Source organism: Rhodoferax sp. TH121 (assembly GCF_002251855.1).
In the GTDB taxonomy this organism is placed as follows: Bacteria; Pseudomonadota; Gammaproteobacteria; order Burkholderiales; family Burkholderiaceae_C; genus Allorhodoferax.
In genome coordinates this window covers 26,454-49,767 of record NZ_NOXW01000013.1, presented here as the reverse complement: position 1 = coordinate 49,767, position 23,314 = coordinate 26,454, and the positions used below count along the sequence as shown (strand labels likewise).

Annotated in this window: 22 protein-coding genes; 11 read left to right on the top strand and 11 right to left on the bottom strand. The window is 61.1% G+C overall.

Annotated elements, in window-relative coordinates; all coding sequences use genetic code 11:
- Nucleotides 1–79 precede the first annotated feature (79 nt).
- Genes CHU94_RS01050 through CHU94_RS01040 form a run of 3 tightly spaced genes read left to right on the top strand, consistent with a single transcriptional unit; the run spans nt 80 to nt 1,689 of the window.
- Nucleotides 80–730 (top strand): dihydrofolate reductase family protein, encoded by a 651-nt coding sequence (locus tag CHU94_RS01050; RefSeq protein WP_094475845.1) that lies wholly within the window; start codon nt 80–82, stop codon nt 728–730.
- Between the two features lie 31 nt (nt 731–761).
- Entirely contained in the window at nt 762–1,241 is a 480-nt protein-coding gene (locus CHU94_RS01045; RefSeq protein WP_094475843.1) for a VOC family protein, read from the top strand.
- A gap of 10 nt (nt 1,242–1,251) precedes the next feature.
- Complete coding sequence (locus CHU94_RS01040) at nt 1,252–1,689, top strand: SRPBCC domain-containing protein (RefSeq protein ID WP_094475841.1); 438 nt, start codon at nt 1,252–1,254, stop codon at nt 1,687–1,689.
- Between the two features lie 14 nt (nt 1,690–1,703).
- On the opposite strand, the gene CHU94_RS01035 is transcribed toward CHU94_RS01040, so the two are convergent.
- A complete protein-coding gene (locus CHU94_RS01035; RefSeq protein ID WP_094475913.1) occupies nt 1,704–2,330 on the bottom strand; it encodes a LysE family translocator in 627 nt (208 codons plus the stop codon).
- A 90-nt stretch (nt 2,331–2,420) separates the two neighbouring features.
- Between CHU94_RS01035 and CHU94_RS01030 the strand changes: the two genes are divergently transcribed.
- Nucleotides 2,421–3,389 (top strand): YafY family protein, encoded by a 969-nt coding sequence (locus CHU94_RS01030; protein WP_094475911.1) that lies wholly within the window; start codon nt 2,421–2,423, stop codon nt 3,387–3,389.
- A gap of 66 nt (nt 3,390–3,455) precedes the next feature.
- On the opposite strand, the gene gloA is transcribed toward CHU94_RS01030, so the two are convergent.
- Nucleotides 3,456–3,869 carry a lactoylglutathione lyase gene (gene gloA / locus CHU94_RS01025; RefSeq protein WP_094475839.1) on the bottom strand — a complete coding sequence of 138 codons (414 nt, stop codon included), beginning with the start codon at nt 3,867–3,869 and terminating at the stop codon, nt 3,456–3,458.
- A gap of 174 nt (nt 3,870–4,043) precedes the next feature.
- On the opposite strand from gloA, the gene CHU94_RS01020 reads away from it, so the two are divergent.
- Nucleotides 4,044–4,424, top strand: coding sequence for a hypothetical protein (locus CHU94_RS01020; protein ID WP_094475909.1), 381 nt, complete (start codon nt 4,044–4,046; stop codon nt 4,422–4,424).
- A gap of 6 nt (nt 4,425–4,430) precedes the next feature.
- Here CHU94_RS01020 and CHU94_RS01015 read toward each other — a convergent pair whose 3' ends face one another.
- Both CHU94_RS01015 and CHU94_RS01010 read right to left on the bottom strand, forming a co-directional pair.
- Nucleotides 4,431–5,051, bottom strand: coding sequence for a nucleoside-diphosphate sugar epimerase (locus CHU94_RS01015; protein ID WP_255033716.1), 621 nt, complete (start codon nt 5,049–5,051; stop codon nt 4,431–4,433).
- Nucleotides 5,014–6,765: a DEAD/DEAH box helicase gene (locus CHU94_RS01010; RefSeq protein WP_094475835.1), complete on the bottom strand. Its 1,752-nt coding sequence runs from the start codon at nt 6,763–6,765 to the stop codon at nt 5,014–5,016. The genes CHU94_RS01015 and CHU94_RS01010 overlap by 38 nt, the downstream gene beginning before the upstream one ends.
- 293 nt (nt 6,766–7,058) lie before the next feature.
- Here CHU94_RS01010 and CHU94_RS01005 point away from each other — a divergent pair, with 293 nt between their 5' ends.
- The 3 genes from CHU94_RS01005 to CHU94_RS00995 all read left to right on the top strand — a co-directional run bounded on the left by CHU94_RS01005 (nt 7,059) and on the right by CHU94_RS00995 (nt 13,396).
- On the top strand, nt 7,059–9,278 hold the full coding sequence (locus tag CHU94_RS01005; protein ID WP_176451888.1) for a DUF1631 family protein: 2,220 nt from the start codon (nt 7,059–7,061) through the stop codon (nt 9,276–9,278).
- Nucleotides 9,279–9,354: 76 nt separating this feature from the next.
- Complete coding sequence (gene ettA / locus CHU94_RS01000; protein ID WP_094475831.1) at nt 9,355–11,016, top strand: energy-dependent translational throttle protein EttA; 1,662 nt, start codon at nt 9,355–9,357, stop codon at nt 11,014–11,016.
- A 37-nt stretch (nt 11,017–11,053) separates the two neighbouring features.
- Nucleotides 11,054–13,396, top strand: a complete 2,343-nt coding sequence (locus tag CHU94_RS00995; protein WP_094475829.1) for a DUF1631 family protein — start codon at nt 11,054–11,056, stop codon at nt 13,394–13,396.
- Here CHU94_RS00995 and CHU94_RS00990 read toward each other — a convergent pair.
- Nucleotides 13,386–14,732 (bottom strand): TAXI family TRAP transporter solute-binding subunit, encoded by a 1,347-nt coding sequence (locus CHU94_RS00990; RefSeq protein ID WP_255033715.1) that lies wholly within the window; start codon nt 14,730–14,732, stop codon nt 13,386–13,388. The two genes, CHU94_RS00995 and CHU94_RS00990, sit on opposite strands and share 11 nt — an antisense overlap.
- 9 nt (nt 14,733–14,741) lie before the next feature.
- Nucleotides 14,742–15,260 carry a flavin reductase family protein gene (locus tag CHU94_RS00985; RefSeq protein WP_094475827.1) on the bottom strand — a complete coding sequence of 173 codons (519 nt, stop codon included), beginning with the start codon at nt 15,258–15,260 and terminating at the stop codon, nt 14,742–14,744.
- 219 nt (nt 15,261–15,479) lie between these two features.
- Here CHU94_RS00985 and CHU94_RS00980 point away from each other — a divergent pair, with 219 nt between their 5' ends.
- Together CHU94_RS00980 and CHU94_RS00975 are read left to right on the top strand one after the other, a co-directional pair.
- Nucleotides 15,480–16,187: a M14 family murein peptide amidase A gene (locus CHU94_RS00980; protein WP_255033714.1), complete on the top strand. Its 708-nt coding sequence runs from the start codon at nt 15,480–15,482 to the stop codon at nt 16,185–16,187.
- 8 nt (nt 16,188–16,195) lie between these two features.
- A complete protein-coding gene (locus CHU94_RS00975) occupies nt 16,196–17,650 on the top strand; it encodes an NAD(P)/FAD-dependent oxidoreductase (protein ID WP_094475825.1) in 1,455 nt (484 codons plus the stop codon).
- A 3-nt stretch (nt 17,651–17,653) separates the two neighbouring features.
- Here the strand turns inward: CHU94_RS00975 and CHU94_RS00970 are convergent, their stop codons facing one another.
- The 5 genes from CHU94_RS00970 to CHU94_RS00950 all read right to left on the bottom strand — a co-directional run bounded on the left by CHU94_RS00970 (nt 17,654) and on the right by CHU94_RS00950 (nt 22,141).
- The gene (locus CHU94_RS00970; protein WP_094475823.1) at nt 17,654–17,941 is read right to left on the bottom strand and encodes a hypothetical protein; all 288 of its coding nucleotides are present in this window, start codon (nt 17,939–17,941) and stop codon (nt 17,654–17,656) included.
- Between the two features lie 6 nt (nt 17,942–17,947).
- Nucleotides 17,948–18,691 (bottom strand): amino acid ABC transporter ATP-binding protein, encoded by a 744-nt coding sequence (locus tag CHU94_RS00965; protein WP_094475821.1) that lies wholly within the window; start codon nt 18,689–18,691, stop codon nt 17,948–17,950.
- A 9-nt stretch (nt 18,692–18,700) separates the two neighbouring features.
- Nucleotides 18,701–19,804, bottom strand: a complete 1,104-nt coding sequence (locus CHU94_RS00960) for an amino acid ABC transporter permease (RefSeq protein ID WP_094475819.1) — start codon at nt 19,802–19,804, stop codon at nt 18,701–18,703.
- A 9-nt stretch (nt 19,805–19,813) separates the two neighbouring features.
- Entirely contained in the window at nt 19,814–20,989 is a 1,176-nt protein-coding gene (locus CHU94_RS00955) for an amino acid ABC transporter permease (protein WP_094475817.1), read from the bottom strand.
- Nucleotides 20,990–21,106: 117 nt separating this feature from the next.
- Nucleotides 21,107–22,141, bottom strand: coding sequence for an amino acid ABC transporter substrate-binding protein (locus CHU94_RS00950; RefSeq protein ID WP_094475815.1), 1,035 nt, complete (start codon nt 22,139–22,141; stop codon nt 21,107–21,109).
- Nucleotides 22,142–22,439: 298 nt separating this feature from the next.
- On the opposite strand from CHU94_RS00950, the gene CHU94_RS00945 reads away from it, so the two are divergent.
- A complete protein-coding gene (locus CHU94_RS00945; protein ID WP_094475903.1) occupies nt 22,440–23,303 on the top strand; it encodes an ion transporter in 864 nt (287 codons plus the stop codon).
- Nucleotides 23,304–23,314: the final 11 nt, after the last annotated feature.

Genomic DNA, 23,314 nt, shown 5'->3' with positions numbered 1-23,314 from the left:
CCCCGTTTCGGATTGGACTGGAGTCGAGGTCAGCTTTGCAGAAGCGATGCAATCAACAGTTCCACACGCAGAGGTAGCAATGTCCAAACTCCGAGTTGAAAGTTTCACCATTTCGCTGGACGGCTTTGGTGCCGGCCCGGACCAAGACCTGGCCAACCCGCTCGGTGTGGGCGGCACCGCGCTGCATGGCTGGGCGATGTCCACGCGCACGTTTCAGACCAAGGTGTTTGGTAACAGTGACGGCGGTGCCACAGGCATTGACGATGACTTTGCCCAGCGCGGCTTCCGGAACATGGGCGCCTGGATTCTGGGGCGCAATATGTTCGGCCCGGTGCGCGGCCCCTGGCCGGACGAGAGCTGGCGCGGCTGGTGGGGCGAGAACCCGGTGTACCACGTACCGGTGTTTGTGCTGACAAACCACGCGCGCGCACCGCTGGTGATGGAGGGTGGTACCACTTTCCACTTCGTGACTGAAGGCCTCGAGGTCGCGCTGCAACGTGCTCGGGAGGCCGCTGGGGGCAAGGATGTGCGCGTGGGCGGCGGCGTGAATTCCATCCAGCAGTACCTGCGCCTGGGGTGGATTGATGAAATGCACATTGCCATCTCGCCGGTTTTGTTGGGCGCGGGGGAGCGGCTCTTTGAAGGTGTCAACCTGCCGGCTTTAGGCTACGCCTGCACGCGGCACGAGAGCTCACCACTGGCCACGCATGTGGTGTTCACCAAGCAGTAACGGCGGCAAGTCCTATCCAAGGAAACACACCATGACCCCCAAAAGCACCATCTGCATCTGGTACGACGGCGGCGCACTGGAAGCCGCGGAGTTTTATGCCAAGACATTTCCCAATAGCGCGGTGGGTGCCGCCCACTACGCGCCGGGTGACTACCCCATGGGCAAGGCGGGCAATGTGCTGACGGTGGAGTTCACCGTGATGGGCATCCCCTGCCTGGGGCTCAATGGCGGGCCGATGTTCAAGCATTCCGAAGCCTTCTCGTTCCAGGTGGCGACGGACGACCAGGAGGAGACGGACCGGTTGTGGAATGCCATCGTGGACAACGGTGGCCAGGCGAGTCAATGCGGCTGGTGCAAGGACAAGTGGGGCCTGTCGTGGCAGATCACGCCGCGCGCGCTGACGGACGCGATGGCTGCGCCGGACCGCGCTGCAGCCAAGCGCGTGTTCGAGGCCATGATGGAAATGGGAAAAATCGACATCGCCACAATTGAAGCTGCTCGCCGCGACTAAAGGATATTGCATGGAACCCATAGAACAGCGTTCGGACATTCGAAGCTTCTTCATTGCCGCCGCTCCGGCGCAGGTGTTTGCTGCCATGAGCGACCCTGCGCGGGTGGAGCGCTGGTGGGGGCCGGACGGGTTTCGCAACACCATCCACACCTTCGACTTCCAGCTGGGCGGTCAGTGGCTGATGACCATGCACGGACCGGACGGCACAGACTACCCGAACGAAAGCCGATTCACCCGTCTGGTGCCGGATGCGCTGTTTGAGATCGAACACTTCAGCGGCCACCACTTCATTCTCACCATCCGCCTGCAGGCCTTGGGCCAGGGCACGCAGGTGCACTGGCAGCAGACCTTTGACACGGTGGAGCACTACGCACGGCTTGCCCAGTTTGTGGCTGGTGCCAATGAGCAGAATCTGCAGCGCTTGGCCGCAGAGGTGGTGGGTCAATAGTTGTTGTCAGCGGTCTATGCGGTCCGCCACCCCATCCACAGCGTCCACATCGCCGTCAGCACCAGCAGCCCGCCCAGCCAGTGGCTGAAGGCGGTCTGGCTGGTGGAGCTGCCACGTAGCCAGGCACGTAGCTGTGACGCGGCCAGCACCACACCGCCATACACCGCAATTTGCGCCGCGGCGGTGATGGCGCCCAGTGCCACAGACTGTGCGGCGATGTTGCCCAACTGGGGCCGTATGAATTGCGGGAACACAGCCAGCATGAAGATGTAGGCCTTGGGGTTCATCAGGCAGGTGAGGGTGGCGCGCACAAAGGTTTGATGCAGCGGGCGTGAGGGTTGGTCCTGCACTTCCGAGAGCGCCTGCGTATTGCGCAACAGGCCGTAGCCCATCCACGCGACATACAGGCTGCCAGCGAGCAGCAAAGCATTGAAGGCCAGGGGCACATGCTGCAGTAGCAGGCCGACGCCCAATGCGCCCATGGCGGTGTGTACCATGCCGCCCAGCACAATGCCTGCCACGGCCGCCGTGCCAGAGCGCTTGCCATCGACCAGCGTGCTGGCCAGCACAAAGGCCATGTCCATGCCAGGCAGCACCACGATGCCGAAGACCAAAACTGCGTAGAGCCAGAGGTGTTCCATATCCATTCCTTTTCAGTGTGTGAAGACGGGATGGAGTGTGTGCAGGAATGGCTGCCATCGAATGTCAGCTATTGGCGATACCATGCGGACATGCGTGCCAGCCGCCTCCTGACCATCCAGATGCTCCTGCAAACCCGCGGGCGCATGAGCGCGCAGGCCTTGGCCCAGGTGCTGGAGGTGTCCGTGCGCACGCTGTACCGCGATGTGGACCAGCTCACCGCGGCGGGTGTTCCCATCTACGCGGAGCAGGGACGCAATGGCGGCTTTCAACTGGTGGAGGGCTGGAAGACCACGCTCACCGGCTTTACCGCATCCGAATCACAGGCCGTGTTCATGACTGGGCTGGCTGGCCCTGCAGCCGAGCTGGGCCTGGGCCAGCAGGTGGTGGATGCGCAGCTCAAGCTCATGAGCGCGCTGCCCGCGCACCAGCGTGATGATGCGCAGCGTGTGCAGGCGCGCTTTCACTTGGATCCGGCCGATTGGTACCGCGAGGCCGACCCGGTGCCGCACCTGGCCACGGTGGCCGCCGCCGTGTGGCAAGACCGGCAGTTGAGTTTGCGCTACGACAGCTGGAAGGCCGAGGTGCAGCGTACGGTGCACCCGCTGGGCCTGGTGCTCAAGGCCGGGGTCTGGTACCTGGTGGCCAGTAGCGACGCCAAGCCGCGCACCTACCGTATCTCCAACATCCTGAGTGCGGAGCTGCTGGACATGCCGAGTACGCGGCCCAAGCGCTTTAACCTGCCGGGCTACTGGGCCGAATCCATCCAGCGCTTTGAGGCCGAGCTGTACCAGGGCCATGCTGTGGTGCGGGCCACGGCGCAGGGCCTGAAGCAACTGCGCCAGCTCAGTAGCGCGGTGGCCAAGGCCGTGGCGGCGCAGATGTCCCTTGTGCCGGAGGGCGGCAAGCTGCGAATCAAGATACCGATTGAAACGCTGGAGAACGCCAGCTACCAGCTGCTGCGCATGGCGCCCGATGTAGAGGTGGTGTCACCCGCTGCCCTGCGCCGGACCATTGTTCAGCGCTTGGCTGCGATCCAGGCGTGTTATGCGGCCGATTGAGAATGAAATCGGCCTCTGGCCCTTTTCCATATCGCGCGAGCAGCTATTGTTTCAATAGCAATTGGTTCAGCGCAGTCCCACGCCCTCTGCGGCTTCGTCCCGTTGGATCAACTCGATCTTGTAGCCATCGGGGTCCGTCACAAACGCGATCACCGTGGTGCCGCCTTTTACAGGACCGGCTTCGCGGGTGACGTTGCCGCCGGCGGCCTTGATTTTTTCGCACGCAGCGTAGGCGTCGGGTACGCCCAGGGCAATGTGGCCATAGGCGGTGCCCAGCTCGTAGCTTTCCACACCCCAGTTGTAGGTCAGCTCGATCTCGGCTTGGCCGGGGTTACCGCCCGCAAAGCCCAGGAAGGCCAGGCTGTACTTGTATTCCGGGTTCTCGGAGGTGCGCAGCAGTTGCATGCCCAGTACGCCGGTGTAGAAATCGATGGAGCGCTGGAGGTTGCCGACGCGCAGCATGGTGTGGAGAAATCGCATGAAGATGTCTTTCAGAAAATGGTGGTGAGCATAGCCTGCTCTCGGCATCGGTGAGGGGGGACACCAACGTCCCCTCGATGCAATCACGGGTATCCCGGCAGGGCCTCAGCAAGATTGTCGGTTGGCGGGCTTCGGGAATAATGGGTGCGCATCATCTTCCAATTCTCTAAGCACATGGCCACGTTCACCAAAGTCATTCTGTTCACCGACACCGACGGTTTTGCCCAGTTCCGCGAGGAAAGCATTCCCCTGGACGGCGGCACACCGCAGTCCATGCTGTCCGAGGTGTTTGCGTCGGGTGGCTACCAGCTGCGCACCAGCCCGGTAGGCTTCCGCAGCCAGTTCCATTGCTCGGGCCACACGCAGTGGTGTTTTATCCTGCAAGGCCAGATGGAGATTGGCGTGCACGGCGAGTCGCGCATCTTCAAGGCGGGCGATCACTTCTACTCGGCCGATCTGTTGCCCGAGGGTGCGACCTTCGATCCGGCCATCCACGGCCACTGGAGCCAGCAGGTGGGCGACCAGCCGCTGGTCACCCTGTTTGTGCGCGGCTAACTCCGCTTAGCCGCGGCTGGCTGCGCCTTGGAGCTGACCCGAGAGGATGCGTCGCACACCGGGCTGTCCGGCCTTCACCGCTTGGATGAGACCGGCAGCGACATCTGTCACCTGAATGGAGCGGTAGTTCGTCGGGATCAGTGGCCCCAGCCAGCGCGACACCTTGAGTGCCCAGAGTTCGCCTTTGCGCACGGGCTGGGCCAGGGAGGCGCGATTGCCAGCCAGCATGGAAGGCTGCGCGATGGAAACACTTTGGTAGCCAAGCGCAGACACGGCAGCTTCCATCTCGCCCTTGGTGCGGTTGTAAAAAATGCCTGATTGAGCGTTGGCGCCCATGGCACTGACAACTCCTAATTTGGTAGCGCCTTGCGCAATAGCCGTGCGGGCTACAGCCACAACTGCGTCATAGTCCACCGCTCGGAAAGCGGCTTGGCTGCCGGCCACCTTGATGGTGGTGCCCAGACAAATAAAAACATCGTCGGTCCGCGGCAGCTCAGGGAGCGCCGCGAAGTCGACGATGTGTTGTGTCAGTTTGGGGTGGGTGAGGGGCAGCGTGCGCCGCCCCAGACTGTGTACTGCGCTGTAGGTCTTATCGGCTAGAAGAGCCGCCAGAACCTCGCGGCCCACGAGACCCGTTGCCCCCGCCACCATAGCCACCCGAGCGTCCACCGCCGCCGTAGCCTCCGCCGCCACCGTATCCGCCGCCATTGCCGCCTCCACTGCGGCCACCGCCGCCATATCCCCCGCCGCCACCGCGGCGACCGCCGCGTCCGGCCATCATATCGACGCTCGTGCGCATGGGGTCAGGCTGACCACCACCCGATGCGGGGCGGGGCGTACGGCCCTCATGGGTAAAGCCGGCTGGCGGCTGGAACTCGGAATTGCCTCCACCCGAGCGTCCACGGCCCTGGCTGTGACCGCCCTGTGGGCGCGCGCCTTGCGGGCGGGGTTGCTGTTCGCTGCGCGGACCACGTCCACCGCCATTGCCACCACCGTTACCGCCACGGTTTCCACCGTTGCCACCATTGCCGCCGCCAGAACGGGCGCCCTGGGCGGCCTTGCTGTCACGCACACGCTGCAGCATTTCAGTACGGGCCGCCTTGGCAGCGGCCTGCATCACGTCACGGCTCGGGGGCTTGCCTGCGCCGCCCCAGATGGTCTGGCGGCCCATGGCAATGGGCTCTGCCTTTTCACCGGGTTCGGGCTGGAAGCCTTCCACCACTTTCACTTCGATCTTCTGCTTGGTAAAGCGCTCGATGTCCTGCATGAAGCCTTCTTCGTCCAAGCACACCAGGTTGACCGCAGCACCTTCGGCGCCAGCGCGGCCGGTACGGCCGATGCGGTGCACATAGTCTTCGCAGACGTTGGGGATCTCGTAGTTCACCACGTGCGGGAGGTCGTCAATGTCGATACCGCGGGCTGCAATGTCGGTGGCCACCAGGGCGCGCACATCGCCGCTCTTGAAGCCGGACAGGGCCTGGGTACGGGCAGCCTGGCTCTTGTTGCCGTGCAGCGCCATGGCGGTGATGCCGTTCTTTTCCAGGAATTCGGCCACGTTGTTGGCGCCAAACTTGGTGCGGGTGAACACCAGCACCTGGCTCCAGTTTTGCTCGTTGATGATGTGGGCCAACAGGGCCTTCTTCTTGCCGCGACCCACGGGATGGATCACCTGGGTGATGCGCTGCACCGTGGTGTTGCGCGGGGTGACTTGCACGCTTTGCGGATTCTTGAGCAGACCGTTGGCCAACTCGCGGATTTCGTCGCTGAAGGTGGCGGAGAACAGCAGGCTCTGCTTTTCCTTGGGCACCAGGGCCAACACCTTTTTCACGTCGTGGATGAAGCCCATGTCCAGCATGCGGTCGGCTTCATCCAGCACCAGCATCTGCACCTGGCCCAGGTCGAGCATGCCTTGCTGCGACAGGTCCAGCAGACGGCCGGGGGTGGCCACCAGAATGTCCACGCCCTTTTTGACCTTGGCGATTTGCGGGTTCATGCCCACGCCGCCAAAAATGACGGTGGAGCTCAGTTGCAGGTACTTGCCGTAGACGCGGACGGACTCCTCCACCTGGGCCGCGAGTTCGCGGGTGGGGGTCAGCACCAAGGCACGTATGCCAGTGCCGCCAAACTTGTTCTGGGCGCTGCGGCTCATGGAGAGGCGGTGCAGCAGGGGCAGGGTGAAGGCGGCGGTCTTGCCGGTACCGGTCTGGGCGCCGCCCAGCAGGTCGTGGCCTTCGAGCACCAGAGGAATGGCCTGGGCCTGGATAGCGGTAGGCGTTTCGTAACCCTGCTCGCGCACGGCTTTGACAATGGCGGGGGCCAGTTTCAGATCTTCAAAGTTCATCGGATAGATGCGTCCGTCCGGGACGCTTGGGAATCGGCCGTTCTGCTGGTATTGGGGCCGGCAGTCAGTCAAAGGCAGATGGATTCAAAAGTGGGACGCCCTGTGGTTGGGCAGTCCCCAGCGAGGTGCTGGTATCGCGGGCAACTGAAGCGCCGCAATGGGCTCTATTGTCGCATGCCTGGTCCCAAGTTCGATACGGGTGTTGCATGCACCTCAAAAACAGGGGGCTTGTGCCGTAACAATCTGTCACGCTACTGGTGCAAATGGTCAGGGTTATGGAGAATGGGCGTACGATGAAGAAATACCTGTTGCGGCGTCTCGGCGTGGCCCATGATCCGGGAGCGACCAAGCCCTCGTTGCAGGCCTGTATCGAAGTGGTGCTGGAGCAGAGTGAAGCGCTGGTCGACGATCTCATCGCCGGCTTGCAGTTGGCAACATCCGAAGCCAACAACAAAGGCCTGCACGCCCGCCAAAACCCGCAGCGCCGCGCCGTGGTCGCGGCTTTGGTATCCCAGAAAGATCAATTCCACCAGTCGTTTGCCACTGCATTGCGGGCAGCACTGTACGGCGGCGCAACCCAACGCAAGACTGCGCCAGCGCGCGTGCGCTTTGATGACTTCCAGTTTCTGGATGAAGAGCAGATCGACGCCAATATCGAGCTGGCCATGACCGAGCAGGAGGTCCTGCTGTCCGTGGATGCCGTATTGCCGGCTCTGAATGGCTTGGTCAGCAGCCTGATGGGCTGGGGCAGTGTGCAAGCCCACTTGAATCCGCTCAAACCAGAGAATTTTGTCTATGCACTGCGCGAGTCGCTGGCCCAGTGCATTCCAGCTGACGAAGCCCGAGCCGGTTTGATGGGCCCTGCCGCCAGCCTGCTGGGTGCCGCACTAGCACAGCTCTACCGCGAGGTGGTAGATTGGCTGCGCTCTCAAGGGGTCGAAGCTGTGCTGCCATTGACGGGCGGCACCGGGCCGTTCGGGGGGCCTGTAAAAGGTGCTGAAAACTCAGTCACCCGTACCTTGCTCACGCTGGACAAGCTGCGCCGGCTGTTGTCGGGTGAACTGGATCCGAGCGCCGCCGGGGCGGGCAAGGACTTCACCCATACAGTACCCGCTTCGTTTGAGGCGTTGGAGGACATGAAGCTGGTCGAACCCATGATGAAGCGACTGGCGGAGCGGGCACGCATGGCAAATCCAGTCAGTTTCCCAGGGGTGCCGTTGGCCATGGGCTCACGTGCTGCCAAAGATGCGGTGCGTAGCAAGGCCCTGGGTCAGCAGCTGGGCGAAGAGGTGGTGCGCCTGATGCTGGACAACCTGACTCAAGACCGGCGCATGTTGCCAGGCATCCGCCTCAATCTCAAGGCCTTGGAGCCGGTTTTGCTGCGTCTTTCGCATACAGACCCCCGTTTTTTTAGTGAAAAGAAACACCCAGCGCGCCATTTTCTGGACAAGATTACCAGTCGGAGCTTGGCGTTTACTTCTGAAGACGAGCCAGGGTTTGCCAGATTTCAGAAGACCATGGACAACGCCGTGAGTGTGTTAGCGGGGGGCGAGGGAGATGCCAACGCTTTTTTGCGCCTACTGCGCAAACTCGAGGAGGGGTGGGCGCAGGAAGAGTTGCAGCATCGCCAGCGCGCTGAAGAAGCCGCTCGCAGTTTGCTGCATGCCGAGCAGCGCAATATGCTCGCCCAGCGTCTTTCCGAGGAGTTTATGGAACGGGTCGACAACAAGCGGGTTCCCGAGCTGGTCGTGAGTTTTCTGCGCGGCCCCTGGGCGCAGGTGGTGGCGGAGTCCCAACTGCGCTGCGCCGACGGCTCACAGGACGCCGATGGCTATTTGGCGCTGGTGGACGATTTGATCTGGAGTGTGCAGTTGCGCCTGACCAGCCGCAACCGGGCCCGTTTGGTGGACATGGTGCCGCAGATGCTGGTGAAGTTGCGTCAGGGCTTGCAGCGTATCGATTACCCGGAAGACCGCATCCCACCTTTCTTTGATGGTTTGATCAGTATCCATGAGCAGGCTTTCGAGGCCGGTCGCATGGCAGCCGATGGGGGGAGTGCACCGGCGCTGGTGCCTAAGGTCGACGCTAAGGAGGGGAATTCGCTGGCCGACGACGCGTTGTGGATGGTCGACGATGAGGTGACGGACTCGGGCTTCATGCGCGATGAGGAAGAGCTGCCACCGCCTGTGTCTGCAACTCCGGGGGGTACGGAACCTGCCCCGCAAGATAGCTGGTCAGCAGAGAGTTTGGGCACCGGCTCATGGGTGGATTTGGCCTCGGACGGGGTATGGGTGCGCGCACAGCTCACCTGGGCCAGCCCACACCGCACCTTGTTTATGTTTACCTCGGCAGGTGGATTGGCACATTCCATGTCCCGTCGCACCATGGACCGTTTGCGTGGCATGGGCCTGATTCGCTTGGTATCTGATGGCCACGTGATGGACAACGCTCTGGATGCCGTGGCCCAGACTGCTTTGCGCAATGATCTGGAAAACGGGGATAACAGCGCCTGAAACCAGGGGGCACTTGGTGGCGCCAAGGCGAGGCAGTCGATAATGGCGGTTTTACGCCTCCCGAATAGAGACCGCAATGGCCCAATACGTTTTTTCCATGAACCGCGTCGGCAAGATCGTGCCGCCGAAGCGTCACATCCTCAAAGACATCTCCCTGTCCTTTTTCCCCGGCGCCAAAATTGGCGTGTTGGGTACCAATGGCTCCGGCAAATCCACCTTGCTGAAGATCATGGCGGGCATTGACAAGGAAATCGAAGGCGAAGCGATTCCCATGGCGGGCCTGAACATTGGCTACCTGCCCCAGGAGCCCCAGCTGGACCCCACGCAGACGGTGCGTGAGGCTGTTGAATCTGGCATGGGCAAAGTGTTTGCCGCCAAGGCCCGTCTCGAAGAGGTCTACACCGCCTACGGTGCGGAAGATGCCGACTTTGACGCGCTGGCCGCCGAGCAGGCCGAATTGGAAGCCATCATTGCCACTGCGGGCACGGATTCCGAGCACCAGCTCGAAATTGCTGCCGACGCGCTGCGCCTGCCGCCTTGGGACGCCAACATTGGCGTGCTTTCCGGTGGTGAAAAGCGCCGCGTCGCGCTGTGTCGCCTGCTGCTGAGTAAACCCGACATGCTGCTGCTTGACGAACCGACCAACCACTTGGACGCTGAATCGGTGGACTGGTTGGAGCAGTTTCTGCAACGCTATTCCGGCACCGTGGTGGCCATTACCCACGATCGCTACTTCCTGGACAACGCGGCCGAGTGGATTTTGGAACTGGACCGTGGCTCCGGCATTCCCTACAAGGGCAATTACTCCGACTGGCTGACCCAAAAGGGCGCCCGCCTGGAGGCCGAGCAAAAGGGGGAAGAAGCCCGCGCCAAGGCCCTGAAGAAGGAACTTGAATGGTCGCGCCAGAACCCCAAAGCCCGCCAGGCCAAGAGCAAGGCCCGTCTGGCCCGCTTCGAGGAACTGAGCGACTTCGAGTACCAGAAGCGTAACGAGACCAACGAAATCTTCATCCCCGTGGCCGACCGCCTGGGCAGCCAAGTGATCGAATTCAAGAACGTCACCAAGTCCTTTGGCGACCGTGTGTTGATCGACAACTTGAGCTTCAATATCCCAGCGGGCGCGATTGTCGGCATCATCGGCCCCAACGGTGCGGGTAAATCCACGCTGTTCAAGCTGATCGCCGGCCGCGAGAAGCCCGATTCGGGCGAAGTCGTCATTGGCTCCACCGTCAAGATGGCGTTTGTGGACCAAAGCCGTGACAACCTGTCCGACGAGAAAACTGTGTGGGAAGATGTGTCCGGCGGGCTCGATATCCTCAACGTGGGCAAGTTCCAGATGGCCAGCCGCGCCTACTGCGGCCGCTTCAACTTCAACGGCGCAGACCAGCAAAAAAAGGTCGGTATGTTGTCCGGCGGTGAACGCGGCCGTTTGCACTTGGCCAAGACGCTGATCGCCGGTGGTAACGTGCTGATGCTTGACGAACCATCAAACGACTTGGACGTGGAAACCCTGCGTGCTTTGGAAGACGCGCTGCTGGAATTCGCTGGCACCATGCTGGTGATTTCCCACGACCGCTGGTTCCTGGACCGTATCGCCACCCACATCCTGGCTGCCGAAGGAGACAGCCAGTGGACCTTCTTTGATGGTAACTACCAAGAGTACGAGGCCGACAAGAAGAGACGTCTGGGTGAAGAGGGCGCCAAGCCCAAACGTGTCCGTTACAAAGCATTGAAATAAACGACGGTTCTCTACCGTCCAACCAGGGCCCTCTGCCATGACCGTGCCTTCTCCCCAATACGCTGCGCTGTACCAGGCCACCATTGAGGAGGCGGCATCTGGCGGGGCGGCCATCATGGGTAAGCTGGTGGTTGCGGTGCGCAAATCCGTGCATGCCCGTGTGGGTACCGCACGTGACTTCCGTGAGCGAGAGGTGCATGAAGAGTCCCTGAAGCTTCTGAGTGCGCAGGAACCGGAGTTGCGTGTTCAGTATCCGCAGGCTTTGTTGGCAGCTTTCAGTGGCCCGGTGCTGTCGACCAAGGCCACAGTGTTGAGCATGGCGGAGGTGCAGTTTGACCAGCTCGAACTCATGGATGAGGTGCAAGTCCAAGAGAGCGTGACCATGGCCCGTGCACAGCAAATGGCCATGCTGGCTGCAGAGGCCAGCCTGACCGAACTCAACACCCTGATTTGTGCCACCTTGGGGCTTGCGACGGTGCGGCCCGAACGCAACCCCTTGCGCCCCGATGTCTACTTGCAGGCCTTGAAGCTGGTCGTCGAGCGTGCGCCAGTGCCCGCTGCGGTGCGCCTGGACTGGCTCACCACCATGGGCGTTGCCCTAGGCGCTGAGTTGCGTGAGCTATATACCCGCTTGGCTGAGCGTATGCGGGCCGAAGGTGTGGTGGCTGCAGGCTATGCCGTGGTGCCTACGCCCGGTGGTGGTGGGGCTGGCAAAGCCCAGCCCTCCAGCCCGCAGGGCGGCATGCCGGGCAGCACGGAGCGCGAGGCGCATATTGCCGCGGAGTTGGCCACACGCCGTGCAGCCGATCCGGCTCTGTTGACTCTGGACCGCTTGCGCAAATTGTTGTCAGGAGAGCTTGACGGCCAAGGTAAGCCCCACCGCGTGGCGGCTTTTGCCCAACAGTTCGCGCGTGAATTTGAGGGGGAGGCATTGTTGGCCCCTCAAACTCCACAGGACGGCGGCTTTGCCGCCACCGTTCCCGCCGCCTTTGAGGCCTTGACCGAAATGAAGCAGGTCGACCGCGTGGTGCAGCGCCTCGAGCAGCGGCGCAGTGCGCCGGTGCGTGTGGCGGAGGCTGGCGCGGTGCAACTCGCCTGTGAGGCGATTCGCCGCAGTGCTTCCGGTGTGGCCCAGGCCCTGAGCTTGGAGGTGGTGAACCTGATGGTGGACAACATCGCGCGTGACCCACGCCTGCTGGTGCCGGTGCAAGAGTTGGTGCGCAGCCTGGAGCCAGCGCTGATGCGTCTGGCCTTGGTAGATCCCCGGGTATTCACAGACAAAACGCATGCGGCTCGTGGTCTGGTGCAAGAAGTTACACACCGCAGCCTGGCCTTCGCGACCGAGCAGACCACCGGGTTTGTGGGCTTTTACCAAGAGGTCAGGGATGCCGTGGCGCCTCTGACCGAGATGGCAGTACAGGGCCCAGAGCCGTTTGAAGTGGTATTGGCGCAGTTGCGTGCCTCGTGGGATGCTGCAGCCCAGGCCCAGGAGGCTTCGCGCGCCCAAGCTGTGAAGGCCTTGCAGAGGGCCGAGCAGCGCAACCTGCTGGCTGAGAAAATTGCCCGTGAAATTGACTCTCACCCCGACGCAGCCCAGGTCCCCGAAGTTGTGATCGCCTTTTTGTGTGGGCCCTGGGCCCAGGTGGTGGCCAACGCCCGCTTGCAGGGCGGGACAGGTTCCAGCGCCGCAGACAAATACCAAGCGCTGATTTCTGCCATGTTGTGGAGCGCTCATCCTGAGTTGGCCCGCACCAACGTCACCAAACTGACCCGCTTGGTGCCCCTGCTGATTAGCACGTTGCGGGAAGGGCTGGACAGCATTCGTTACCCGGCCACCAAGACCAGCGTGTTTCTGGAGGCCTTGATGGGCTTGCACCAACACATATTCCGTTCTGCGGCCAAGCCTGCGTCCGCTCCTGCAGCCGTGCTTGCAGAGGCCAGTGCGCATGTCAACAAGTTGCGTCCGGTGGAGGATGGTGATCCTTGGGTGGCCCCCGAAGAGGCCCGTGACTCCAACTTCATCGAATTGCCCGAGACTCAAGAGGCCCAGGTCTCGGAAACCGTCGCTCCTGTAGCGGCTCAGCCAGTGCCGCAGGCTGCGACGGCCTTGTCTGGCGGAGTGCTGCCTTTGGGCTCCTGGGTCGAACTGCTAACCCATGGCGAGTGGGTGCGAACCCAACTCACGTGGGCCAGCCCGCATGGCACTCTATTCCTGTTTACCAGCGTGTACGGCACCACCCAGTCCATGACACGCCGCACCCACGACAAGCTGGTGCTTGCGGGCCAGCTGCGATTGATTTCTGGACAGCCTGTGGTGGACGGCGCGCTGGATGCGGTGGCTCAGCAGGCCATGCGCAATAGCCTGGACTCTACGCTGTAAGCAGGCGCTGGCGCACCATGCCAATGTGGTTGCGCAATGTGTAGAGCTCGTCGGTGTATGAGAGTGGCACGATGATCTTCTCGACCTTGCTCTCCAATGCGTTGAGCTCTTCCAGCAGCCCAGGGACGCTGGTGGGGGATGCTTCCAAACGCTCCTCGATTTCACGCAGCTGGCCGTACCAGCGGAACACCCGCGAGCGCACCCGGAAGGCGTAGAGTGGTGGCGCAATCTTGCCCAAGGGCAGCAGCACCGCAATGATCAACCCCAGCGCCAGCCACATCCGTTCGATCAGGTTGGCCAGCGTAAACGGAATGTAGCGTTGCAGGGAGGGCACCCCCGTGCGCATGGTGCGTTCCGCCTCAGGGGCTAGCGGGTACTCTGCGTTGTCCGCATTGGGGAACTCACGCGCCCGGTTGAACCAGCCAGCCTGGCCATGGATCTGCATGGCAGCTTGTGCCAATAGCTGGCGCAAGGCGGGGTGTACATCTTCGCGGGCCAACATGCTGGTGGTGGTAGCGATCAGGTGCACGTCTTGATTCGGTAGTTTGCGAGCCAGATCGACAATGCCGCTGGGAAGGGTGGCCGGTGTGACAAAAGGCAATCGCCGGGCATAGGCCTCGTTCTGGTGAAAGTCCATCAGCCGGATGCCCGGTGTTTGCAGCAGCATCTGCACGATGGGGGCCTCGGGTGCGGAGGCAAACACCACGGCGTCCAGCTGGCCTTGCAGCAGCTTTACGGTCGCAGGGGTTTGGTCCAGCTGCGACAGCGTGATGCTCCTTGGCGCGACGCGGTTCATGTCCAGCAGGGTTTGCATCAATGTCGGCACACCGCTGCCAGATGCACCCACATTCACCCGCATATGGGCCAGCTGCGTCAGCGAACTGAGTTGGCCACTGGGCGAGACTGCCTGGGCAGATGCGCCGCGATAAAACAACCAAATCGGCTCCACAAACAGGTTGCCCAAGGTCACTAGCGCCTCGGCGTCCTGCTGTTCATTTGTCGCGATGGGCGCTGTTCCGCCTTGCACAAAGCCCGCGTCTGCCTTGCCGCTGCGTAGCAGCTCCAGATTGGCGGATGAGCCATCGGTGGGCAGCAACACCACCTCAATGCCGCTGGCTTGCAAAGCCTTGGCGTAACGCTGGCCGAACTCCGCATAAGCACTTTGTGCAGGGCCCGTGGCGAGCGTGATGGTTTTGGGTGGCATCGGATCCAGCCACCAGTAGGCGAGCCACAACAGGCCCGCAGCGGCAATCACAAAGGGGCTGGCAGAGGTCAGCAAGTCGCGCAGCGACAGCAGCACATAACGCACGGACTTGGGCAGTGGTGGCAGCGTCATGGCAAGGGGTCAGAGCGGGTGTTCGGTGTAAAAACGGCCGCCATGAAAGAGCAGCGGCGCTGCGCCAATGCGATGTGCGCATCGTTCCACCTCTCCCACAAAAATGACGTGGTCACCCTCTTCGTAGCGGCTGCGGTTGAAGCATTCGAATGTGGCGGCAGCGCCTTCCAGCAGGGGGGCACCACTGGCACCCAGCGCGAAGGCCACACCCTGATACCGGTCTACATCTTTGGCGGCAAACTGTCGGGCCAGATCCTGCTGGTCGGCACTCAAAATATTGATGGCGTAGTGCGAACCGGCACTGAATGCCGCCATGGAGCCCGCCCTGCGGGCAAGACTCCACAGCACCAACGGTGGTGCCAGCGACACAGAGTTGAATGAGTTGGCGGTCAATCCTACCAACTCCCCTGCGGGTGTACGTGCCGTCACGATGGTCACGCCGGTGGCGAACATGCCCAAAGCCTGGCGAAACTGCGGCGTTGAGAAATCTGGTGCGCGCGCTTGCGGCGAGGTAGTAGGGGAGCGCATGCCTGCAATTTAACTGGTTTTGGACTGCAAGCAGTACATGCGCCGCCCAAATGTGTGGCGTGGCTGGCAACCTACAATGCGGGCATGCGATTTCAAACCTGTTTATCCCTGGTATTTGCTATGTTTTCTGTAGCTGTCTACGCAAGTACAACAAAGGCTTGCGTCGATTATGCTTCGAAAATTCCAAGTGTGACACCGGCGCTGTGTGAGGCCGCAGGCATGCGCGATATGCAAGGCCGATCCGTCCGGGGACGCACCCTGTGGGGCACGGATATTCAGCCCGCGGATGCCAATTTCCGGGTTTTGGTGGTCGGCGGTATCCATGGCGATGAGATGTCTTCCAGCTCCCTGGTGTTCCATTGGATCGGGTTGGCGCACAACCCGCCAGCGGACATGTCCTTGTCTATCCACTGGCGGTTCATTCCGTCCTTGAATCCGGATGGCTTGTTTGCCAAGCCATCCCGTCGCACCAATGCCAATGGGGTGGACCTGAACCGCAATTTCCCCACGCCCAACTGGGCGCGCGACGCGCGCGTCTACTGGGAGTCGCGGACCAAACGCGATCCGCGGCGCTGGCCCGGCAACAAGCCCTTGTCGGAGCCAGAGTCGCGCTTTATGCTGGAACAAATGGACAGTTTCAAGCCCAACCTGATCGTGAGTGTGCACGCACCCTATGGTGTGCTGGATTTTGACGGGCCTTCGGTTCCGCCCAGCAAACTCGGGCGCCTGTACCTGGACCAGGTGGGAATCTTTCCTGGCTCTTTGGGCAACTATGGTGGTATTCACAAACGGGTTCCCGTCGTCACCATTGAGCTACCCAGTGCATCGCGCATGACGCAAGATGCCGAGACTCGGCAGATGTGGATGGATTTGTTGCGCTGGACCTCTGAGCGCCTGGGGCCCGCCCAGGTGGCCAAAACACCCTGAGCCCTGCCATGCTAGACGTCCTCATCATTGGTGCAGGTTTGGGCGGTCTGGCAGCGGCGATTCGCCTGCGCTCCAGCGGGGTGCAGTCTTTGCAGATCCTGGAGCGTGCGCAGGAGGTGGGCGGTACCTGGCGGGACAATGTGTACCCGGGCTGTGCCTGCGATGTGCCTTCGCACATGTACTCCTTCTCTTTCGAGCCCAACACCGCGTGGACACGCCCTTACCCGCAGCAGGCTGAGATTCAAGATTACATTCTGCGCGTCACAGACAAGTACCAGCTGCGTCCCTTGATCCGGTTTGGTGCGGAAGTGCTGGCCCTGCGTTGGCAGGCAGACTCGGCCTGCTGGCAGGTCGAGGTGTTCGGCGGCGAGTTATTGCAGGCCCGCCATGTGGTGCTGGCCACTGGCCCTTTGAACAAACCATTGGTGCCCGACCTACCGGGCATACAAGACTTTGCCGGTGTGGCCTTTCATTCGAACCAGTGGCGTCACGATGTGGACCTGCGGGGCCGGCGTGTGGCCGTGGTGGGCACGGGCGCCAGTGCGGTGCAATTTGTGCCGGAGGTTGCCAAAGTGGCAGCGCAGGTGCACGTGTTTCAGCGCACGGCTGCCTGGGTGCTGCCGCGTTGGGACACGCCCTATGGCCCGTTCCGGCGTTGGGCCTACCGCTGGGTACCAGGTTTGCAGCGGCTCAGCCGATGGCGGGTCTACTGGTTCAATGAGCTCGTGGGGATGGGATTCATGGGCTCACGGTTCATGCAAGGGCTGCTGCGCAAGCTGGCCTTGCACCACCTGACACGGCAAGTGCCTTCGCCTGCCATGCAGGCTGCTCTCACGCCCACGTTCAACCCAGGCTGCAAACGTTTGCTGATCTCCAATACCTGGTTTCCGGCACTGCAGAGACCGCATGTGCAACTGCACACCCAGGCCGTCGCGCGGGTAACCCCGGAGGGTCTGGTGGGGGCAGACGGAGAGCTCACGCCCTGCGACGTGATTCTGTGGGGCACCGGTTTCAAGGCCACCGAATTTGTGGCGCCGATGCAGGTGTTTGGTGAACCGCAGGATGGGCACGTACCCGAGTTGAGTGCCCAATGGCGTACGGCACCAGCAGCGACCAAACTGGGTATTACGGTGGCGGGCTTTCCCAACTTGTACCTGCTGGTGGGGCCCAACACCGGTCTGGGGCACAACTCGCTGATTTTTATGATCGAGTGCCAGATGGACTACATCGTGCAGGCTCTGCTGCACCTGCGTCGCTCCGGGCAGCAGGTGTTGCGCCTGCGTGCTGCGGTGGCAGATACTGATTACCGCAAGGTGCAAGACAAGATGCAGGGAACCGTGTGGGCTTCGGGTTGCCACAGCTGGTACCAAAATGCGCTGGGGCAGATTGATACCTTGTGGCCGGGCTACACGTGGCAATACTGGCTGCAGACCCGCCGCTTCAAGGCCAGCGATTACCAGTGAGTTTCAGGAGACAGGCTCTAGCTGGCCCTGCGCCTTGTCCAGCCAGATTTGCAGGTTGTCCAGCAGCCCCTGCTGGCTGAACGAGCAACTCTCTTCATTGAACAGGGCACTGGACTCCAGCCGGTCCAGCAGCTGCAACAGGACCTCGCGGTAGCGCGGTCCCAGAGCTTCCAGCAAGGCCTCTTGGCTGCGCGCCAGTTCTGACAAACCATGGGCGCCCAGTGCGCCGGAACGCAACTGGGTCAATCCCGCCTGCAAGGCCTGCCATTGCATGAGCGCAGTGGATGACATGGCTGCTTAGTGGCCCAGGATCTTGGACAAGAAGTCCTTGCTGCGCTCGCTCTGCGGATTGTTGAAGAACTCGTGCGGCGTGTTTTGTTCCACGATCTGGCCCTGGTCCATGAAGATCACGCGGTCGGCCACGGCCTTGGCAAAGCCCATTTCGTGGGTCACGCAAATCATGGTGATGCCCTGGTTGGCCATTTCGATCATCACGTCCAACACTTCCTTGATCATCTCAGGGTCCAGTGCCGAGGTGGGCTCGTCAAACAGCATGATCTTGGGCTTGAGGCACAGCGCGCGGGCAATGGCCACGCGCTGCTGCTGGCCGCCAGAGAGCTGCAGTGGGTACTTGTTGGCCTGGTTGGCGATACGCACACGCTCCAACTGAATCATGGCCTTTTCTTCGGCCTCCTTTTTCGGCATCTTGCCGACCCACATGGGGGAGAGTGTCAGGTTCTCCAGCACGGTGAGATGCGGAAACAGGTTGAACTGCTGGAACACCATGCCAACCTTTTTGCGAACGTCGTCAATGGCTTTCACGTCGTCGGTGAGTTCCACGCCGTCCACGATCAGGTTGCCTTGCTGGTGCTCTTCCAAGCGGTTGATGCAGCGGATCATGGTGGACTTGCCGGACCCGGAGGGGCCGCAAACCACGATGCGTTCGCCTTTGGTGACGGTCAGGTCAATATCGCGCAGTACGTGGAAGTTGTTGCCATACCACTTGTTGACTTTGTTGAAGGTAATGATGGGTTCAGACATATTTGTTCCTTAGCGGAGTTTGCTTTTGTTGACTTGCTTTTCGATCCAGAGGCTATAGCGCGACATGGAGAAGCAAAACACAAAGTAGATAAGTGCGATGAAGATATAGCCTTCAATCTTGAAGGGGCGCCAGTCGGAGTCCGAGTTCAGGGCCAGGCTCATGGCGCCGGTGAGCTCGTACAAGCTCACGATGGTCACCAGTGAGGTGTCCTTGAAGGTGGAGATGAAGTTGTTCATGATGCCTGGAACGACCATGGCCAGGGCTTGTGGCAACACAATCTTGCGCTGGGTTTGCCAGTAGCTCAGGCCCAGGGTCGCAGCCGCTTCAATCTGCCCCTTGGGCACCGCTTGTAGGCCACCGCGAATCACTTCGGCCATGTAGGCGGCTGCGAACAGAGTGATACCGGCCAGCACACGGACCAGCACGTCAATATTGAAACCCTGCGGCATCAGCAGCGGGAACATGAAGGACGCCATGAACAGCACCGAGATCAAAGGCACGCCACGGATCAGTTCCACATAAATGGTGCAAAAGGTCTTGATGGCTGGCAGCTTGGAGCGGCGCCCCAGGGCGATCAGCAAGGCCAAGGGGAAGGCCATGGCCATGGACAGCGAAGACAGCAGCAAGGTCAATGGCAGGCCACCCCAGCGGTCGGTTTCCACCACGGACAGGCCAAATTTGCCACCGTACATCACCATAAAGAAAAAGCCTAACACCAGCACCCAGGCCAGACCCAACCATGCCTTCCAGAACATGCGCATGCAGCTTGCGACTAGCAGGGCACACAGCAACACGGTAGAGACCAGCGGGCGCCACTGTTCTTCAAAAGGGTAGCGGCCAAAAATGATGATGCGAAATTTTTCTGTCACCACACCCCAACAGGCACCGGCACGGTCTGCATGGCAGGCCTCGGAGTTGGCGGCCCATTTGGCGTCCAGCAGGGCCCAGCCAAACAAGGGCGGCACGATATACAGCAGGATGGCACCCACGATCAGCGTACTGATGGTGGTTTGCCAGCTGCCGAACAGATTGGTGCGAATCCAGGCCACGGCACCCTCCGTTTTCACGGGGGCGGGGCGCGCAGCGATAGGTTCAAAAGTAGTTGCGCTCATGGTCGGTCTTTAACGTTCTTTGATGGCGGAGCGGGTGTTGTACCAATTCATGGTGATGGACGTGAACAGCGATGTACTCAGGTATACCAGCATGATGATGGCAATACATTCCACGGCGCGGCCGGTCTGGTTGATGGCCGTATTGGCAATCGACACCACATCGGGGTAACCAATGGCCACGGCCAAGGACGAATTTTTGGTCAGGTTGAGGTACTGGTTGGTCACCGGCGGGATGATCACGCGCAGCGCTTGCGGCAGCATCACCAGACGCATGGTATGGCCCCGGCTCAAACCCAGGGCGGCAGCTGCTTCAGACTGGCCCAGGGCCACAGATTGGATACCGCCACGCACCACCTCAGAGACGAAGGCTGCTGTGTAAATGGTCAGCCCCAGCAGCACTGACAGGTACTCGGGAGTCAATGCGCCACCGTTCTCGATGGCAAATTCGCCTTGCACTGGTATGTTCAGCGCGGTAGGTGCGCCACCCAGCAGCCAGCCCAGCACGCCCGTTCCAATCACAATGCCTAGAGGAGCCAGCACCATGCTCCGGGCCTTGCCGGTTTGTTCAAAAGCCTTTTGGGCATAAACGCGATAGGCCCATGCTGCGACAACACCTGCCAACAGTCCCCAGGCGCCCCACACATGTCCAGACGCCCATTCGGGGATCGGGAAGTTGATGCCACCCTTGCTCAAGAAGAAGGGGCCCAGCACCCAAGGCTCGTTGGACGCTGGTAGCACCTCGGTAAACATCAAGTACCACATCAGCAACTGCAGCAGTACCGGAATGTTGCGGAAGAACTCTACATACGCCGCGCAAATCCCGCGGATCAGGGCGTTGCGTGAGAAACGGCCCACACCGATCAAGGTACCCAAAATCGTGGTGAGGATGATGCCAACCACGGCAACGCGCAGGGTGTTGACGAATCCAACGAGGTAGGCCCGCCAGTACGACTCACCAGAGTCAAAGGCAAAAAGACTCTCGCCAATATCAAACCCAGCAGGGTTGGACAAAAAGTCAAAACCACTCTGGATACCGCGCAACTTCATGTTGGTGGTGGTGTTGTGGGCGAGGTAGAGGACCGTTGCAAGCACCACGATGATGGCGATGGCCTGGTACAGCAGCCCGCGGAATGCCTGGCTGCGCCAGGACCACGACTTTTTGGGAGGAGAAGAGGGTGTGGACATATCAGCCCTTGGGTTCACTTGAAAAACGCGCATTAACTGAAAAGGGCAGCGCATGGTATGTGCGGCTGCCCTTTTTTTTGTGCGCAACGCCGGGTTACAGCGCCACGCTAACCGCTATTAACGGACTGGGGGAGCGTATTGCACGCCGCCCTTGTTCCACAGGTTGTTCAAACCACGTGGCAGTTGCAGGGCGGACTTGGGGCCCACGTTGCGCTCGAAGATTTCACCGTAGTTACCGGTGGTCTTCACGGCACGAGCCAGCCATTCCTTGTCCAGACCCAACAACTTGCCGGTGTCTTCCTTGGAGCCCAGCAAGCGGCCAATCACGGGGTCTTGGCTGCTGGTCTTCAGGTCGTCCACGTTGGCTGCGGTCACGCCAGCTTCTTCAGCTTCCAGCAATCCGTACACCGTCCACTTCACGATGGCCGTCCACTCGTCGTCACCACGGCGAACCATGGGGCCCAATGGCTCCTTGGAAATCAGCTCGGGCAAGATCATGTGGTCAGCGGGGTTCTTGGCAACCTTGTTACGGGTAGAAGCCAGGCCGGAAGCATCGGTGGTGTAAGCCACGCAACGGCCGGAGAAGTAAGCACCTTCAGCAGCTTCCAGCTTTTCAAACACGATGGGCTTGATGTTCAGGCCGTTGGCTTTGGAGTAGTCGGTCAGGTTCTTTTCGGTGGTGGTGCCAGATTGCACGCACACGGTCTGGCCCTTGAGCTGCTTGGCGCTCTTGAGCTTGCTCTTCACGGGCACCATGAAGCCTTGGCCGTCGTAGTAGGTCACGGCGGTTTGGGACAGGCCCAAGGATGCATCACGGGTCAAAGTGAAGGTGGTGTTGCGGGACAGGATGTCCACTTCGCCAGACTGCAGAGCGGTGAAACGGGCTTGTGCGTTCAGGGGAACGTACTTGACCTTCTCGCCATCGCCGAGCACTGCGGCGGCCACAGCGCGGCACACGTCCACGTCCAGACCCGTCCACTTGCCGTTGGAATCAGCTGCACTGAAACCGGCCAGACCTGTGTTCACACCGCAAACCACTTGGCCACGCGCCTTGACAGCGTCGAGGGTTTTCCCAGCGAATGCAGGAGCGGCCCATACGGCGCCCAACGCGGCGACCACGGTGGCCAGGGTTTTCAGTTTGTTGATGCTCATAAATAGTTTCTCCAAATAAATGAATCAGCAGGGTGCACCACATTGGTGTCTGCCACCCGATTCTGACGCTGAACTGTAGCGCCGGTGGGCAAGTGCCCTCATCCGGGTTTACCATCGAGGCAGATGCAAAAAAGTCATAACCTGATTCTTGGGCATCCATACTCTCCGTGACATATGGATAGCAGAAACCATGCCACGAACGCCCACTTTTGGCGCTCGGCCATGGTTCTTTCGCATAAGGTTATGCGCTTTGTGATGTAGCTGTGGTGTGCGCGCCGCACAGGGCAGAATCCAGTCCATGCGCACCACTGAAGATCTGTCCCTCGGCAAGCCCCTGCAAGGCTGGCGCCTGCGCCTCTACACCATCATTTTTGAAGCCGATACGCGTGCCGGCCGTCTGTTCGACCAGTGGCTGATTGCCATCATCCTCATCAGTGTGGCGGTGGTCGTCATCAGCAGCGTACAGGCCGTGGATGTGCGCTACCACGGATGGTTGACGGCATTGGAATGGTTGTTCACGGTGGCTTTCACGCTGGAATACCTGGCCCGCCTGGCCTGCGTGCGCCACCCCATGCGATACGCACTGAGTTTCTACGGCGTCATTGACCTGCTGGCTTTGTTACCCACCTATGTGGCCTTGCTGGTGCCCGAGGTGCACGCCCTGATTGATGTGCGCATCCTGCGTCTGCTGCGGGTGTTCCGCGTCTTCAAGCTCGCGGCCTATGTGTCCGAATACCAGTCGCTGGGGCGCGCGCTGGCGGCCAGTCGGCGCAAGATCATGGTGTTTCTCTCGGCCGTGCTGATGATTGTTTTGGTCATGGGCACGCTGATGTACGTGGTGGAAGGGCCTGCCAACGGCTTCACCAGCATTCCCACCGCCGTGTATTGGGCGGTCACCACCATGACCACGGTAGGCTTTGGCGACATCACGCCCAAGACCGACCTTGGTCGTTTCATATCCTCCTGCATGATGCTGCTGGGCTGGGGTACGCTGGCCGTGCCCACCGGCATCGTTACCGCGGAGATGACCGCCCGCCGTGCTGCGGAACCGCCCACTACCCGTACCTGCCACGAATGCCTGACCGAGGGCCACCTGCCCGAGGCCCGCTACTGTCTGCACTGCGGCGCCCATTTGCCCGCTTACCAGCGCGAAAATTCCTGAGCGACATCTAT